The following is a 16,201-nucleotide window of genomic DNA, read 5'->3' as shown; positions in this document are numbered from 1 at the left end:
AATAACACACTTAAAGGAGGAGCCTGGTAAATGTTTGATTTTAAAATACCGAATATTGAAATTGCTGAGATTTCTGAAGATAAGAAATACGGGCGCTTCGTAGTTGAGCCACTTGAGAGAGGCTATGGAACCACTCTCGGGAATTCGCTCAGAAGAATTATGCTTTCATCTCTTCCGGGAGCGGCAGTAACAACTGTTAAAATTGAAGGAATTAAGCATGAGCTTAGTTCTATTCCCGGAGTAAAAGAAGATGTTACGGAAATTATTATGAACATCAAGAGCCTTGCTATCAGAAACGATAGCGAGACTGATGAACCTAAGACCGCATACATTGAATTTGAGGGAGAAGGGGTTGTAACCGCTGCAAACATTCAGGCAGATTCAGACATTACAATTACCAATCCTGATCAGGTGATAGCTACTCTTAACGGTGGTAATAATTGCAGATTATATATGGAGCTTAATATAGGTCGTGGTCATGGCTATGTTTCTGCTGATAAGAACAAGAGTGATGACTTAGCGATAGATGTTATTCCTATTGACTCAATCTATACACCTGTTGAAAGAGTAAATATCAATATTGAAAATACCCGTGTAGGACATATGACTGATTATGATAAGCTCACTTTGGAGGTATATACCAATGGTACTATGGGACCTGATGAGGCAGTAAGCCTTGCAGCCAGAGTAATGAGTGAGCATCTCAATTCTTTCATTGACCTATCTGAAAATGCTAAAGTAGTAGATGTTATGGTAGCTAAGCCTGACAATGAAAGAGGCAGAGTACTTGAGATGAGTATAGATGAACTCGAACTTTCGGTTCGTGCATTTAACTGTCTTAAGAGATCCGGCATCAACACTGTTCAGGAATTAGTTGGAAAAACGCATGAAGATATGATGAAAGTCAGAAATCTTGGTAATAAGTCTCTTGAGGAGATTAAGGCTAAGATTAAGGCACTTGGACTTTCACTTAATGAAGGCGATGAATAATTTAGGAGGATATAGGAATGGCTGGCTATAGAAAGCTTGGTAGAACATCAAGTCAGAGAAAGGCTTTACTCAGAAGTCAGGTAACAGAGCTTTTATATCATGGCAAGATTGTTACCACAGAAGCTCGTGCTAAGGAGCTTCGCCGTATAGCTGAGAAGCTTATTACACTTGCTGTTAAAGAAAAAGATAATTTTGAGACAGTTACAGTTAAGTCAAAGGTTGCCCGCAAGGACGCTAATGGCAAAAATGTAAGAGAAGTTGTAGATGGAAGAAAAGTAACTGTATTTGATGAAGTAGAGAAAGAGGTTAAGAAAGACCTTCCTACCCGTCGTAATGCAAGAGTTCAGATGAACAAAGTGCTTTATTCTATAACTGAGCGTCCTGAGAAGGCTGCCGGAAGAAGGAAAAACACCAAGATTGTTGATCTTTCTAATAAGCTTTTTGATGAGATTGCGCCAAAGTATGTTGACCGTAAGGGTGGATATACAAGAATAGTTAAGATTGGTCTCCGTAAGGGAGATGCTGCTATGGAAGTTCTTATTGAGCTTGTGTAAGCAGAATAATTATATAGGGATTAAAGGGAAACTGTAACAGGTTTCTCTTTTTTTGATAATCGAAAATATTTTCAAATAATTGTTTATATTGTATAAAAATATAATGATTATATTGAAGAAAACAACGAATTAATATAAGTTAGTGAAAATACTTTCTAAAATATAGTTTAATCTTGAAGATAATTTTAACTGAGTTATAATACTAGATAGATTCAAGAATATATAAATATAAAGAGGCATATTATGAATGAAAGAATAAGTTCACTAAAAGGTAAGTTGATTGTTTCCTGTCAGGCTCTTCCGCACGAGCCACTGCATTCTTCTTTTATCATGGGAAGGATGGCGTTGGCAGCCAAGGAGGGCGGAGCAGCAGGGATAAGGGCAAATACTAAAGAGGATATAGCAGAGATACAAAAAAATGTTGACCTTCCCATTATCGGCATAGTAAAGAGAGATTATGAAGACTCGGATGTGTATATCACTCCTACAATGAAAGAAATAGAAGAACTGATGGAAGTCAAGCCTGATATAATTGCGATGGATGCAACTATAAGCAAAAGACCGGGTGGACTTACCATAGATGAGTTTTTTAAGGAAGTTAAGGCTAAATATCCTGACCGGCTTTTTATGGCAGACTGTTCTACCGTAGAAGAGGCTATTCATGCAGATGAACTTGGATTTGATTTTGTAAGTCCTACTATGGTGGGTTATACAAAGCAGAGTGAACATCTTAAGATAGCAGATAACGATTTTGAAATCCTCAGAGCTATAATTAAAAATGTGAAGCACCGTGTAATTGCCGAAGGTAATATTAACACACCTGAAAAGGCTAAAAGAGTAATTGAGTTGGGAGCTTTCAGCGTTGTGGTCGGCTCTATCATTACAAGGCCTCAACTTATAACAAAATCTTTTGCGGAAGCATTGGTGGAATCAAAATGATATTTCTGTATTAACATCAGACTGTAAAGATATTTTTATAATTATATCTGTCATTTTACTTATCATTTTACTTCTTTTGTGTTATACTTTCATTCAAAACAAATTATATTAAAGACCTGTGAAATGAAAAGGATAACCAAATGGGAATAATAGATATTAAAAATCTTGTATTTGAATATATAAGGCGGGACGAGGAAGGCAATACTGAGGAAATAGAACGTGCCATAGACGGAGTGGAGCTTGAGGTTAATGAAGGCGACTTTATCGCTATTCTTGGGCATAACGGTTCAGGTAAGTCTACTCTTGCAAAGCATTTGAATGCACTTTTAGTACCTACCGAGGGTACGGTATGGGTAAATGGTTTTGACACGAGGGATGTGTCTAATCTGTTAAATATCAGACAAAGTGCAGGCATGGTATTTCAGAATCCTGACAATCAGATAATTGCTTCTGTAGTGGAAGAGGATGTGGGCTTTGGTCCTGAAAATATGGGGGTGCCGACAGAGGAAATCTTAGAAAGAGTAAAAGAAAGTCTTGATGCAGTAGGTATGTCAGGCTATGCAAAACATTCTCCGAATAAACTGTCAGGTGGACAGAAACAAAGGGTTGCCATAGCAGGGATTATGGCTATGAAACCAAAATGTATAGTTTTAGATGAACCTACTGCTATGCTTGATCCGATAGGAAGAAAAGAAGTGCTCAAAACTGTTCATAAACTGAATAAAAATGAAGGCATAACCATAATACTTATTACACATTATATGGATGAAGTTATAGATGCGAACAAGGTCTTTGTAATGGAAGGCGGGAAGGTAGCTTTACAGGGAACTCCAAGAGAGGTATTCAGCAAGGTAGACGAGCTTGAGGGATTAAGACTGGATGTGCCTCAGGTTACAAAGCTTGCCTACGAGCTTAAAAAAAGCGGTTTGCCAATAAATGAAACAGTACTTACTGTAGAAGAATTCAGGGAGGCTATCAGAAAATGTTACTCATAGCAGATCATATAAGCTACGTATACAGTGCGGGTACGGCTTATGAAAAGAAGGCTTTAAATGATGTTAGCCTCACTATAAACAAGGGAGAATTTATCGGTATCATAGGGCATACGGGGTCAGGCAAATCTACCCTCATCCAGCATTTTAACGGACTGGAGAAGGCAACAAGCGGAACTATATACTTTAACGGACAGGATATCTACGATAAAGATTTTAATATGAAAAGCCTCAGAAGCAAGGTAGGACTTGTATTTCAGTATCCCGAACATCAGCTTTTTGAAACAACTGTGCTTGAAGATGTAAAGTTTGGCCCTAAGAACTTGGGACTTGATAAGCTGGAAGTAGACCTCAGGGCTTTTGAAGCCATAAAGCAGGTAGGACTTTCTGAAAAATCTTATGATGCCTCGCCTTTTGAACTTTCCGGAGGACAGAAGAGAAGGGTGGCTATAGCAGGTGTACTCGCAATGAAGCCTGAAATTTTGATTTTGGATGAACCGACAGCGGGACTGGATCCAAGGGGCAGAGATGAGATACTTGACCAAATAGCAAAGCTTCATAAAGAAGGCCTGACTGTAATTCTGGTTTCACACAGTATGGAGGACGTGGCTAAGTATGCAGACAGGATAATAGCGATGAACTCCGGGAAAATTGCTTTTGACGGAACACCAAAGGAAGTGTTCAGGCATTATAAAGAACTTGAAAGAATGGGGCTTTCAGCACCTCAGGTTACTTATGTAATGCAGGAAATGAAAGATTTAGGTTTGCCTGTGGATACTGATGTTTCTACTGTGGAAGAGGCAAAGGAAGAAATCTTAAAGGCTTTTCATAATTCTAAAAATATAAGATAAAACTAATATTATTTGAAATTTTTACAAGACAGAGGTTTAATGAGATTGTAAAAATCTGTTTGATAAAACTCTGTTTTGTGAATATTTTAACATAGATAGGATATAAAATGATTAGAGATATAACAATAGGACAGTATTATCCGGCCGATTCGGTGATACATAAACTTGATCCGCGGGTGAAGCTTGCAGGCACAATAATATTTATTGTATCACTGTTTTTATTTAGCAGCTTTACGGGTTATATAGTGGTAGCTTTATTTTTGGGCACCGTTATCAAGCTTTCCAAAGTACCGTTTAAGTTTATAGTAAAGGGACTAAGGGCAGTATTTATTTTGCTTATGTTCACCGTGGTTTTCAATATGTTTCTGACTCCCGGTAAAGAACTGGTACATTTTTTCGGAAATATCAGAATAACCGAAGAGGGCTTAAGAGTAGCTGTCTTTATGGGAATAAGGCTTATTCTTCTTATAATAGGTTCATCTTTACTCACGCTTACCACAAGCCCTAACCAGCTTACAGATGGTATGGAGAAAGGGCTTTCCGTATTTAAAAAGATAGGACTTCCTGTGCATGAGATAGCTATGATGATGTCGATTGCGCTCAGATTCATTCCTATATTATTGGAAGAAACCGATAAGATAATGAAGGCTCAGTCTGCCAGAGGTGCGGATTTTGAGACAGGCGGTTTTATAAAGAAGGCAAAGGCTTTAATTCCTATTTTAGTACCGCTTTTTGTATCTGCCTTCAGGAGGGCTATTGATTTGGCTATGGCTATGGAAGCAAGATGCTACCATGGAGGCGAGGGCAGGACAAAGATGAAACCTCTTAAGTATAAAAAACGTGACAGCATGGCTTATTTTACCTGTTTCGCCTATGTGGGAATCATTATAGCTGTAAATATTATAGCTAATAAATTTATCGGAGTCTGAATATATGAAAAGATTTAAACTGGTGGTTGCCTATGACGGAACTGCCTATTGCGGATATCAGTACCAGCCTGAACTGCCCACTGTTGAAGGCTTTGTAAATGATGCACTTTCTGAGCTTCTTGGAGAGAACATAGTAATTATAGGGGCAAGCAGGACGGATGCGGGAGTGCATGCCTATGGGAATGTAGCGGTATTTGATTCTGATACAAGAATTCCTGCCGAAAAACTTGCCTTGGCATTGAATACCAAGCTGGCAGACGATATTCGAATAATGGAAAGTTTAGAAGTGGCAGCAGACTTTCATCCCAGAAAAAATGTAATAGATAAAACTTATGAATACCGTATAAATACAGCTAAGATTTCGTTTCCTACAGATAGATTGTACAGTTACAATGTAAAACATAATTTAGACATTGAAGCTATGAGAGAAGCGGCAAAGTATATTGAAGGAAGGCATGATTTCACCTCTTTTTGTTCGGCCAAGACGGACAAAGAGGATAAGGTAAGGACAGTATTTCAGATTGATGTAGAAGAAACACTGAGGAGCGAACTTATAATCAGAGTAAGAGGAGACGGTTTTCTTTACAATATGGTAAGGATAATAGCGGGAACTCTGGTGAAGGTGGGAGAAGGAAAGATAAGTCCTAATGAAATTCCTTCTATAATTGAAAGAAAAGACAGGGGGCATCTTGGTACAACCTTGCCGGCAAAGGGATTATTTTTAATGGGAATAAGGTATAAGGAAGAGGGCTAATGTTTGAAAGGGGCAATCAATGACTGACAGAACTTATCTGGGGATAGACATAGGCGGTACAGCCGTAAAATTTGGACTTGTAAATGGAGAAGGTGTGATAGTTAGCGAGATTTCGGAATATCCGGTAAAGTTTGATAATTATGAAACTCCCATCATAGAAACTGTAGTTAAAAGCGCCAAAGAATTTATGAGTAAAAATAATAAAGCTTTCTTTGATATTAACGGCATAGGAGTATCTGCCACAGGAGGAATCAATTCTAAGCTTGGGATAGTGGAAGGCTCGGCAGGTCATATAAAGAACTGGGAAGGCACGAATATAAAGAAAAGGCTTGAAGCAGAATTTGGAATGAATACGGCAGTTTTAAATGATGCTAATGCGGCGGCACTCGGAGAAATGTGGAAGGGAGCTGCAAAAGGCAGGGAAAATGTGGTTGTTATGACCATAGGTACAGGAGTAGGCGGAGGAATCATAGTTGATTCAAAGATTTTACTCGGTAAAAAGGGATTTGCCGGGGAGATAGGTCATATACCTGTAAATGTAGACGGAGAAGAATGTTCCTGTGGAAATACGGGCTGTATAGAACACTATGGCTCTACAAGTGCCCTTGTAAGAAATGTAAAAAATGCGGTCATTTCAGGTGAAATTACCGGAATTAATGTAGATGAGACAGACGGAAGACTTATATTTAAGGAAGTGGCAGCAGGAAATAAGACTGTAATTAAATATGTGGATGAATGGATTAATTATATATCAGCAGCACTTATAGGCTTGGTTCATACTTTCAACCCTGAAATGGTTATTTTAGGTGGAGGAGTATCCAAACAAAAGGAACTTTTTGTGGACAAAGTTCGTGATAAGGTGCTTCATGGTGTAATGCATAATTTTGCACAGGGCTTAAGCATAGAGGCAGCAGAGCTTGGAAATAATGCAGGAATTATAGGGGCTGTTAAATTCTTAATTGATGCTTGACATTTAACTTAAAATTTAGTAGAATGTCTAAGGTTGCTCTTAAGAGTAACGTGTTGCTGGCGTGGCTCAGGTGGTAGAGCGTCGCATTGGTAGTGCGGAGGTCACGGGTCCGACTCCCGTCGCCAGCTTATACAAATTAGGATAGAAAGACCGTTCGAATGGTGGACGGTCTTTTTTTATTTATTTTTTAACCTTCAGTTTTGTTTTCTTCCTGATTAGCGGTTTATCTTGGGAGGAAAGCCAAGCCCCTATAATCATTAACGCAAGCGCAAAATAGTAAGCTATATCCGGTACTTCTCTGAGGATAATCAATGAAAGAATTGTTGCTATAAATGGTGCAACTGCATAATAAGCACTTGTACGTGCTGCACCAAGCAGCCTTTGTGCATATACATAAAAATAAATACTCAATCCGTATGCTATAAATCCTATCCAAAGAACAGCAAAGATGCTCCAAAGTGACGATGTACGTTCTCCCATATACAAGCCGATGATGAGAGAACCGATACCCGAGAATATTCCTTTTAGTAAAACAATCTGTAATGGATCTTTTGAAGAAATTTTTCGAGTACAGTTATTCTCAAATCCCCAACAAATGGCGGAAAGTAAAACAAACAACGAACCATAGGAAAAATGCAGACTTGATACATCTTCAAAAGATAGTATTCCACAGGACAGAGTTATAAACAATATCCCAAACCACAATCTTGGACTGATTTTTTCTTTGAATACCATAAGAGCAATTATCGCTGTCGCTACAATTTCAAAATTATTAAGTAACGATGCATTTGCAGCAGTTGTTGCGTTTAGGCCAAACAGCAAACAAATCGGAGCCGCTATGTCTAAAATTATCATTGCAATGGTATATGGTAATTCTGATTTTGTTAATTTTAGCTCTTTTGTTTCGTGTTTTTTCATTTTACGAATAAGAGCAATAAATGTTATTCCTATACCCGCGCCAACATAAAGAAAACCGGCCATTAAAGTAGGCGGCATAAATTCAAGTAATATCTTTGAAAAAGGAGCATTTATAGCGTATAGTGATGCCGCAAGTATTGCAAATGCAATTCCTTTATTAATGTTTGGTTTAATTTCCATTTTATTGACACTCCTAAAATAATACGATATAATTTATATGTTATCTAACACTTTGTTTGATTATATCATAATACTGATTTTTGAAACAATGACTAAATCAAAATAAATGTTAGTTACCGAACATTTTTACATATTTGTACGGAGGAAGATAATGGATAGACGGCAGCAAAAGACACGTGGAGCGATTTTTCAGGCATTCAGTACTTTGCTTGAAAAGAAAAGCTACAATCGTATTACAGTACAAGAAATACTTGATACCGCGAACATAGGAAGAAGTACATTTTATGCACACTTTGAAACTAAAGATGAATTGTTAAACGCTGTTTGCAAGGAACTGTTCGAACATATTATCGTCAGTGCCAAGGATAAAACACATAAACATGGGCTTTATTCAAATGAAGAATCACCGCAATCTGTTTTTTGTCATCTTTTGCAGCATTTACAGGAAAATGACAATAATATTTTGGGGTTACTATCTTGTGAAAGTAGCGAAATTTTTCTTCGTTATTTCAAGGAAAGCCTAAATGAATTGATAAAAACACAACTCGTTAATCACAATCGCAAGCGAAATAACAACTTACCTCAAGAATTTCTTGTCAATCATATTTCGGGCAGTTTTGTAGAAATGGTTTTATGGTGGTTGAAAGCCGGGAAAACATATTCACCGGAAGAATTAGATTGTTATTTTCGCGCTGCTATTGAACCGATTTTATAATATATCATTAGGTTATATCTTCCGTTTTTATTTAGCTTTCAATTTTGTGTAAACCGCACTTTCTGAACAATAACCTAAATTAGGCTGAGATAATTGACTGTATGGGTTCTTATGTGGTAAAGTACAAGAGACACTTTAACAAAATAACCGATATTCGGTTAAATCACAGACAGGAGAAAAATAAGATGAACAAAGGATTTAAGATGTTTGCGGCAATGGCCTTACTCATTTGTGCGATGTTTATTACCCCGCTGAAAGTTGAGGCAAAGACAGTTCAATTTACTGATAGTTTAGCTAAGGATATAGAAAAAGCTGTCAATAAGTATAATGTTGTTACTATGGAACAGGTAAGCAACTTTGATGCCGGTGGTATGAAATCTAAATCAAATATAAAGTATAAGTTCAATATTAAAAAACAGATTGTTACAATGAAATTTTATGCTGAATCAACTTTAAAAAACACTAAGACGATACAAAGTTATATAATTACCAAGAATGTAAAAACAGGTAAAGTAACATATAAAGAGAAAGGGAATACTATTCCTCTGACGGAAAATACTGTAAAACTCATTACAAACTCTATTAAGACAGGTGCATATAATAAAATGTCCGATGTTTGGAAGACATTTTTATATGGTTCATATATTAAGAACGGAACAAAAGGAACATCAACTTCCGGAAAGATGACGTTCAAGTCTGCAAAAAAGATACAGAAGGTAGTAATAGACACAGTACATTATATAAATGATAAGAAAAAGCTTCCTGAAAAAGTGTATATAAAAATAGAGGGAATGGACATATATGTTAAAAATATAAAGTTTTCTAAATAAAAAACATACTGTCACTTTACAGTAAAAATGTGTAAAGTGACAGTTTTTAATTTAATAGGAAATTTTGAAGAAATTTCCTATTAAATTAAAGTCTCTCCGAGAGATGCGTAGCTCGCGGCAGGGAAGTTTGCCTTACGGCACCGCTCGCGCGCGAAGTGTGTGCAAGCACACACTTTTTAATTAATGCTTGACAATATATCACAACTATGTTATAAATAATATCGTTCGTTAAGAACAGCTGCCGAAGACAGCAGGTACATCAAAGATGTGTAAGTGTGAACGCCTGCCGAGGGATGTAATTATTTTTAAGAATATTACGGTCTGAACTCTAGCAGTTTCAGGTCTTTTTTTATCGTAATTCATCTGACTTCAAGCAGTAAGGGGATATTACTAGAAACACTCTATCCCAATCGGTTAACTGATTAAAGGTGTTTCGGAATGGAGGAAGATTATGCCTAAAGTTGAAATCAAACAGCCAATAGTTGACGAAATCAAAGGACATGTGGGAAAAGCAAGCTCTATAGTTTTAGTTGACTATCGCGGACTTACTGTTGAGCAGGACACAAAGCTCCGTAAGGAGTTGAGAGAGGCAGGAGTAGTATACAAGGTATACAAGAACACTCTCTTAAAGCGTGCGTTTGAAGGAACTGATTTTTCACAGTTAGATGTGGACTTAGAAGGACCTTCAGCTGTTGCGTTTTCTTATGAGGATGCTACTGCCGCTGCAAGAATTATTTCTAATTTTGCAAAGCAGGCAAAAGCACTTGAAATCAAGTCCGGCGTTGTAGAAGGAACCTACTACGATGCTAAGGGAATGAGCGTTATCGCAACCATCCCTTCAAGAGAGGAGCTTATTTCCAAACTCCTTGGCAGCTTACAGTCACCTATTACCAACTTTGCTCGTGTGCTTAAGCAGATTGCAGAGAAACAGGGTAGTGGAGCTGAAGCGTAAAACCGTTTATCAGATGGTCAAAAGAATTGACCAAAATATTATTTAATTATTATGGAGGTATTAAAAATGACAACTCAGGAATTTATCGATGCTATTAAAGGCATGAGCGTACTTGAATTAAACGATCTCGTAAAGGCTTGCGAGGAAGAGTTTGGCGTATCTGCAGCAGCAGGCGTTGTAGTTGCAGCAGCAGGAGCAGGCGCAGCAGCAGCTGAAGAGAAGACAGAATTTGATGTAGAGCTTACAGAAGTAGGCGCTGAGAAGATTAAGGTTATCAAAGTTGTTCGTGAGCTTACAGGCCTTGGTCTTAAGGAAGCTAAGGAAGCAGTTGAGGCTGCTCCAAAGGTTATCAAGGAAGCTACAACTAAGGAAGATGCTGAGTCTATCAAGGCTAAGCTTGAAGAGGCAGGAGCTAAGGTTACTCTTAAGTAATCAAAGATTGAAGATTATAGAGGCAGGTATTGCATATGCGATATCTGTCTTTTTTTAGTTGCCGGAGAAATCATATCACAATCACGCCAAGCATAAAAAATTGACAATAAGATGATAAAGGTATATTCTGAGCCTATAAAGTATGTTTCATCTATTTTAGAAACCTGCTTTATGTGTAGTGACATGTACAGAACGATATTGAAGGTCAATTTTAACTTAAGGAGTAGAGAAGATGAAAAAGACTATCCGGCTCAGAAGAAGGATTCAGGTGTTGTTACCGGCAGTCACCCTGATGTTTGCATCAATACAGATTACACCGGTAAATGCCGGTACACGGACAGACCGTTATTCTACTGAAAAAAGCGGACTGAAGTGTCTTATAGCAGACCAAGCCACGGAGTACGTTGAACTGAAAGACGGAAAGATAGATAAAGCTTATTTGTACCGCGCAATATATCCGCGGCTGATTATGGATGGAAAATCAATAGATGACGTAAGGCTTGCGGATGATTTTGACGAAGACGGGCTTACACTTGCGGAGGAATATGAATACGATACCAATCCGTTCTCTAAGGATTCGGATGAGGACGGATTAAGTGACCGAGATGAAGTAAGCAGTTACAAAACAAGCCCTATTAAATGGGATACGGATGAAGATGAGATGGGAGACGGTACCGAGATAAAAAGCGGTCTTAATCCGTTAAATAAAGATACCGATGGGAACGGTATAACAGACAATCTGGAAAAAATAACACAGATATTAACATTTGAAGAAGGATATTCAGACCAATTAAAAGACGTGGATAATCTGCCGATTGTAAAACTTAGGGGTGTAGGGGATTTCAGTGAAAAACTATCCATAGAAAAAATAACATATGACGCAACTATCTTAAGCATTAATTCGCTTGTCGGTACGGCATATGACTTTATTTGTAAGGATGATTCGAAATTTGAACAGGGCGAGTTGTCATTTAAGATAGGCGGTAAACTGCTTAAGAATAATAAACTTAAAGACCTGGTAATCGCTCATTTTGATAAAAATGGAAATATACTTAAACTTCTTAAGACGGCACATAATAAAACAGAAAATACCTTAACGGCAAAAATCAGGCATTTCGGCATATATATGCCGGTAAATTCGGTGAAATACCTACGCAGCATTTTCCCGGAGTATAAGAGTATTGTGATAAAAAAAAGAAAAGCAGGTGCTTTATCTTCCCTTAATCAAATATGGGCAAAGGATGTTCACACTGTTATTGATTTGACGAAAACACTGGGAACTGTTCTGATATTACCGATAATAGTTGTAAAAATAGGAACTGCTCATTAGTCATAACGAGTATCTTTTAATTAAATATTCGGAGGAAGCTTGTTGATATTAATCCAAAAAAAAGTTATAATGAATAGGTAACGATTAACTATTAACGAGGGAAAATTATGTTATTAAAAAGATGTGGGGAATTGCAGCCTGGAATGGTTATAGCGAAGGATGTTCATACAAGGGCCGGACTTCTGCTTCTTAATTCGGGTGAAGAAGTAACTGCAGATAGCATAGAGAAACTAAAGAATAATGATGTTTCATTTGTATTTATAAAAGAAAAGAAGGATTTTGAAAAAAAACCTGCAAAAGCTGTATCATATTCGGATGAGAGATATTCATACTATGAAAGAGTTCAGCAGAGTCAGGATTATAAAGTATTTAGAAGTAAATTCTCATCCGGAGTAGTTAAATTAAGAGGTACCTTGAACCGTATTGTTGACGGTAATCCGGATGCAGATTTGGAAACTACGGCAAGAAAGATAATGGGAGACCTGGTTATGCCTGAAGGAAGTCTTCCTATCTTTGATTTGCTTGCCAATTTGCGCCGCTTTGATGATGTATGCTTTGTACATAGTCTCAATGTTGCAATGCTTGCGGGTTTACTTGCTGAGTGGCTGGGCTGCTCTCCTAAGGAGATTTCACTGGCTCAGCAATGCGGACTTTATCATGATATCGGAAAACTTACAATCCCTAATGAAATTATTTCAAAGCCGGGTAAATTAACCGATGAAGAGTTTGAGATTATGAGAAATCATCCTATGGCAGGTTACCAGCTGCTTAAGGAAATGAATGCCAATCCTCATGTACTGAATGCTGCACTTCAACATCATCGGAAATTAGACGGAACCGGATATCCGGGACCGTTTGATCCTAAAAAAATTGATCCGTATGCGAGACTTATATCTTTGGTAGATATTTATGATGCAATTACCTCTGCAAGGTCTTACAGAGGTATGGTATGCCCGTTTAAGGTTATTAAGATGTTTGAAGATGATGGAATACAGAAATATGATGCGGGAATGTACACTGTATTCTTGAAACATATAGCGGATAACTTTATCGGTACCAGGGTTATGTTAAATGACGGAAGAGAAGCCAAGGTACTTATGACCAATAAAGTTTATCTGTCTAAGCCTATGGTGGTTTCCGGCAGTGATTTTATAGATCTTTCAAGAAGAAAAGATTTGTATATTGATGAAGTGATTTAATGATACAAGTGTCAAAAGTATAAAAATTCGATGCAAGCTTGCTTGCAGGAGAATTTATTATCTTTTGACACGCAAAAAATATGAGTAAGTAGCCATTTTTTGTAAAAAAAATGAGCGGATTACGAATATTTTTGCAAGGATTGCGTGAGGTGAAGCCGAAGCAATCCTGTATCATTGGGTGTCAAATACTTTTGACACCCACATCATTTAATGGGGAAAATATGAAATTTATTAAAAGGCTTATAAAAAGACTGAATTTTAGTTATAATAAAGATGTAAGAAATCAATGATATGCATTTGGTGCCAACCTCCAAGGTGTGCTGACCTTGGGGGTTCTTCATTTTAAATATGAAAGCAATACAATGTTATACAGAAAAAGCACACGGTCTTCATACGAAATTCATACGACTGTGTTAAGATGTGTACATAAAGAAAGAGGAGATACGAGATGGCAGAAATATTATTTTTAGAAGATGAAGTAACTATAAGAGAAGTAATTACTGAATATATGAATGTAGCGGGACATAAGGTTACTGAGTGCGGTAACGGAGATGAAGCGGTAGAAAGACTTAAAGAGAGAAAATATGATCTGGCGGTACTTGATATAAGAGTGCCGGGAATAAGCGGACTGAAGGTACTTGAATACATCAGAACAGAGCTTAAATCAGATATGGGAGTGATAATGCTTACTGCATACGAAGATATAAACACACAGGTTGAAGCATTTAACTTCTTTGCAGATGATTACATAACCAAACCGGCATCTCCTATTATTCTTCTTAAAAGAATAGAGGTATTGCTTAGAAGAATAAGTGATGATGTGAAGATGAAAGACAGCTCATTGGTTATAGATGATAAGGCATACAGAGCATATTATGAAGGAAAAGACTTAAACCTTACGGTAAGCGAGTTTTTACTGATAAAAACGCTTCACGACTCACCTAACCGGGTGTTGTCAAGAGAACAGCTTATTCTTAGTATATTTAATGAAGATTACATAGGAAATGACAGGATAATAGATGCACATGTAAAGAACCTGAGAAAAAAACTTCCCGTAAATGTAATTGATACAGTTATAGGAATAGGATACAGATGGAAGGAGGAATAAATGAAACTTGCAAATAAAAACCTGTTATACAGTATAATCCTGGCCGGGGTTGTAGGAATTTTTATAATAGGATATCTTCTTTTAATGCTGCCGTCGCTTTATACAGATTATAAAAAAGAGTTAAATTATAATGATTTCAAGACATCATTTAAAAGTTTTGTAGAAAGCGAAGGAAATTCTGCAGAAGGCATTCCGACTAAAAGTATTGGAATCAAAATTCCGTTAGAAGGCTATAAAATAGAATTTTCAAATAATTCTATGAAGAGTAACGTAGAAATCAATGATAAAGATTTAAGAGATATATTGGATCAGCTGAGGGATGCATTAAAAAACAATAAAGATTTAGGAAAGAATAAAAGTGAGTTAAAGGATTACGGAAAAAAATTTGAAAAAATTTTTGAAAAACTTAAGGGAAAGTTTGGAGATAATAATTTTGCCGGGAAGGATATGATTTCCGTGGATATGAAGTTAAAGGACAATGTCACAGACTTCTCTGAGGAAAATGCAAAGTTTTACAGTCTCAGCGAGAGATCTTTTATAATGGAAATGAGTGTTAAAGACAATCTCAGTGATACAAATTATACTACATTTTTCGGCATAAACAGAGGGGAAAAAGCATATCTGATTGAAGTAACCGGAGTGGTTGATCCTTCTGTAACAGACATAATTCCGGTAATACTGAGTGTGCTTCCCGTAATAATTCCGGCAATTATATTACTCATTTTCATAACGTCGGGACTCTATTCCAAAAATATAGTTTGGCCTATCACCCTTCTTTTGCGGGATGCGGATAACAGGAGGGGAGGAACCGGCTATATCGAGCCGATAACGGTAAAAGGAAATGATGAGATAGCGGGGCTTGCCCAGTCGCTAAATCTCTTGTACAAGGCACAGGAGGAGGCCTATGATAAGCTGAATAAGGAAAGTGAAAGAAAAGAGATATTTATGAGGTCATTTTCACATCAGTTAAAAACCCCTGTGGCGGCAGCTTCACTTCTTACGGACGGAATGATATCCAATATAGGAAAATTCTCGGATAGAGACAAGTATCTGCCTGAAGTCAAGAAACAACTGATGGCTGTAAAACAGATGACGGATGAGATACTCAGGATTAATCATATAGCGGACAATATCAGCCCTATAAATGTGGATGTAAGAGAGCTTACAGAAAATGCACTTAATTCTGTAAAGATAGAGGCGGAAGCTAAAAATATAACAACTTCCTGCGAGGGAGAAGCAATATGGTATTGTGATCCGAATATGTTTGAACAGATTCTCTTTAATCTCATAGGAAATGCGGTGAAATACACGGGGGAAGGAGGGCAAATTAAGGTCAGGATTTCAAATGAAAATATAGCTGTAACTAATTATCCTGCTCACATAGATGAGAGTATAAAAGAATCATTATTTGAAGCCTTTGTTACAGGAGGAGAAAGTACAGGAGGGCATGGGCTCGGACTTTATGTGGCAAAATATTTTGCAGAACTTTTAGGATTAGAGTTAGGTTGTGAAAACTTAGATGATAAAGTGAAATTTACACTACAAAGAAAGGAATGAC

Annotated in this window: 17 protein-coding genes, 1 tRNA gene and 1 other annotated feature; of the genes, 17 read left to right on the top strand and 1 reads right to left on the bottom strand. The window is 37.2% G+C overall.

The window, feature by feature from the left end:
- Nucleotides 1-30 precede the first annotated feature (30 nt).
- The 9 genes from GCWU000282_RS03050 (at nucleotide 31) to GCWU000282_RS03010 (ending at nucleotide 7,107) form a co-directional block, all read left to right on the top strand.
- Nucleotides 31-990, top strand: a complete 960-nt coding sequence (locus GCWU000282_RS03050; RefSeq protein WP_023353533.1) for a DNA-directed RNA polymerase subunit alpha — start codon at nucleotides 31-33, stop codon at nucleotides 988-990.
- A gap of 17 nt (nucleotides 991-1,007) precedes the next feature.
- Nucleotides 1,008-1,544: a 50S ribosomal protein L17 gene (gene rplQ, locus GCWU000282_RS03045; protein ID WP_023353532.1), complete on the top strand. Its 537-nt coding sequence runs from the start codon at nucleotides 1,008-1,010 to the stop codon at nucleotides 1,542-1,544.
- 243 nt (nucleotides 1,545-1,787) lie between these two features.
- Nucleotides 1,788-2,483, top strand: a complete 696-nt coding sequence (locus GCWU000282_RS03040) for an N-acetylmannosamine-6-phosphate 2-epimerase (protein ID WP_023353531.1) — start codon at nucleotides 1,788-1,790, stop codon at nucleotides 2,481-2,483.
- Between the two features lie 140 nt (nucleotides 2,484-2,623).
- On the top strand, nucleotides 2,624-3,478 hold the full coding sequence (locus tag GCWU000282_RS03035) for an energy-coupling factor transporter ATPase (RefSeq protein WP_023353530.1): 855 nt from the start codon (nucleotides 2,624-2,626) through the stop codon (nucleotides 3,476-3,478).
- Nucleotides 3,466-4,326, top strand: a complete 861-nt coding sequence (locus GCWU000282_RS03030; RefSeq protein WP_023353529.1) for an energy-coupling factor transporter ATPase — start codon at nucleotides 3,466-3,468, stop codon at nucleotides 4,324-4,326. Before GCWU000282_RS03035 ends, GCWU000282_RS03030 begins: the two co-directional genes overlap by 13 nt.
- Nucleotides 4,327-4,433: 107 nt before the next feature.
- On the top strand, nucleotides 4,434-5,255 hold the full coding sequence (locus GCWU000282_RS03025; protein WP_023353528.1) for an energy-coupling factor transporter transmembrane component T family protein: 822 nt from the start codon (nucleotides 4,434-4,436) through the stop codon (nucleotides 5,253-5,255).
- Between the two features lie 4 nt (nucleotides 5,256-5,259).
- The gene (truA, locus tag GCWU000282_RS03020; protein WP_023353527.1) at nucleotides 5,260-6,009 is read left to right on the top strand and encodes a tRNA pseudouridine(38-40) synthase TruA; all 750 of its coding nucleotides are present in this window, start codon (nucleotides 5,260-5,262) and stop codon (nucleotides 6,007-6,009) included.
- A 19-nt stretch (nucleotides 6,010-6,028) separates the two neighbouring features.
- Nucleotides 6,029-6,979 (top strand): ROK family protein, encoded by a 951-nt coding sequence (locus GCWU000282_RS03015; protein ID WP_023353526.1) that lies wholly within the window; start codon nucleotides 6,029-6,031, stop codon nucleotides 6,977-6,979.
- 55 nt (nucleotides 6,980-7,034) lie between these two features.
- Nucleotides 7,035-7,107 (top strand) — tRNA-Thr (locus tag GCWU000282_RS03010).
- A gap of 52 nt (nucleotides 7,108-7,159) precedes the next feature.
- Here GCWU000282_RS03010 and GCWU000282_RS03005 read toward each other — a convergent pair.
- Complete coding sequence (locus GCWU000282_RS03005; protein ID WP_023353525.1) at nucleotides 7,160-8,077, bottom strand: DMT family transporter; 918 nt, start codon at nucleotides 8,075-8,077, stop codon at nucleotides 7,160-7,162.
- A 151-nt stretch (nucleotides 8,078-8,228) separates the two neighbouring features.
- On the opposite strand from GCWU000282_RS03005, the gene GCWU000282_RS03000 reads away from it, so the two are divergent.
- From GCWU000282_RS03000 to GCWU000282_RS02965, 8 genes are all read left to right on the top strand, one after another.
- Nucleotides 8,229-8,792: a TetR/AcrR family transcriptional regulator gene (locus GCWU000282_RS03000; protein WP_035039137.1), complete on the top strand. Its 564-nt coding sequence runs from the start codon at nucleotides 8,229-8,231 to the stop codon at nucleotides 8,790-8,792.
- A 185-nt stretch (nucleotides 8,793-8,977) separates the two neighbouring features.
- Nucleotides 8,978-9,622: a hypothetical protein gene (locus tag GCWU000282_RS02995; protein WP_035039134.1), complete on the top strand. Its 645-nt coding sequence runs from the start codon at nucleotides 8,978-8,980 to the stop codon at nucleotides 9,620-9,622.
- A 223-nt stretch (nucleotides 9,623-9,845) separates the two neighbouring features.
- Nucleotides 9,846-9,981: a sequence feature (ribosomal protein L10 leader region), on the top strand.
- A gap of 92 nt (nucleotides 9,982-10,073) precedes the next feature.
- Entirely contained in the window at nucleotides 10,074-10,574 is a 501-nt protein-coding gene (rplJ, locus tag GCWU000282_RS02990) for a 50S ribosomal protein L10 (RefSeq protein ID WP_023353522.1), read from the top strand.
- A gap of 66 nt (nucleotides 10,575-10,640) precedes the next feature.
- Nucleotides 10,641-11,006 (top strand): 50S ribosomal protein L7/L12, encoded by a 366-nt coding sequence (gene rplL, locus GCWU000282_RS02985; RefSeq protein WP_035039130.1) that lies wholly within the window; start codon nucleotides 10,641-10,643, stop codon nucleotides 11,004-11,006.
- A gap of 232 nt (nucleotides 11,007-11,238) precedes the next feature.
- Nucleotides 11,239-12,336: a hypothetical protein gene (locus tag GCWU000282_RS02980; RefSeq protein ID WP_023353519.1), complete on the top strand. Its 1,098-nt coding sequence runs from the start codon at nucleotides 11,239-11,241 to the stop codon at nucleotides 12,334-12,336.
- Between the two features lie 107 nt (nucleotides 12,337-12,443).
- Nucleotides 12,444-13,535, top strand: coding sequence for an HD-GYP domain-containing protein (locus GCWU000282_RS02975; protein ID WP_023353518.1), 1,092 nt, complete (start codon nucleotides 12,444-12,446; stop codon nucleotides 13,533-13,535).
- A gap of 448 nt (nucleotides 13,536-13,983) precedes the next feature.
- Nucleotides 13,984-14,643: a response regulator transcription factor gene (locus GCWU000282_RS02970; protein ID WP_023353516.1), complete on the top strand. Its 660-nt coding sequence runs from the start codon at nucleotides 13,984-13,986 to the stop codon at nucleotides 14,641-14,643.
- Entirely contained in the window at nucleotides 14,644-16,200 is a 1,557-nt protein-coding gene (locus GCWU000282_RS02965; RefSeq protein ID WP_023353515.1) for a sensor histidine kinase, read from the top strand. It abuts the gene before it with no gap.
- The last annotated feature ends 1 nt before the right edge of the window (nucleotide 16,201 follow it).

This window comes from Catonella morbi ATCC 51271 (assembly GCF_000160035.2).
GTDB lineage: Bacteria > Bacillota > Clostridia > Lachnospirales > Lachnospiraceae > Catonella > Catonella morbi.
The sequence above is the reverse complement of the archived record's forward strand: the minus strand, read 5'-3'. Positions and strand labels throughout refer to the sequence as shown.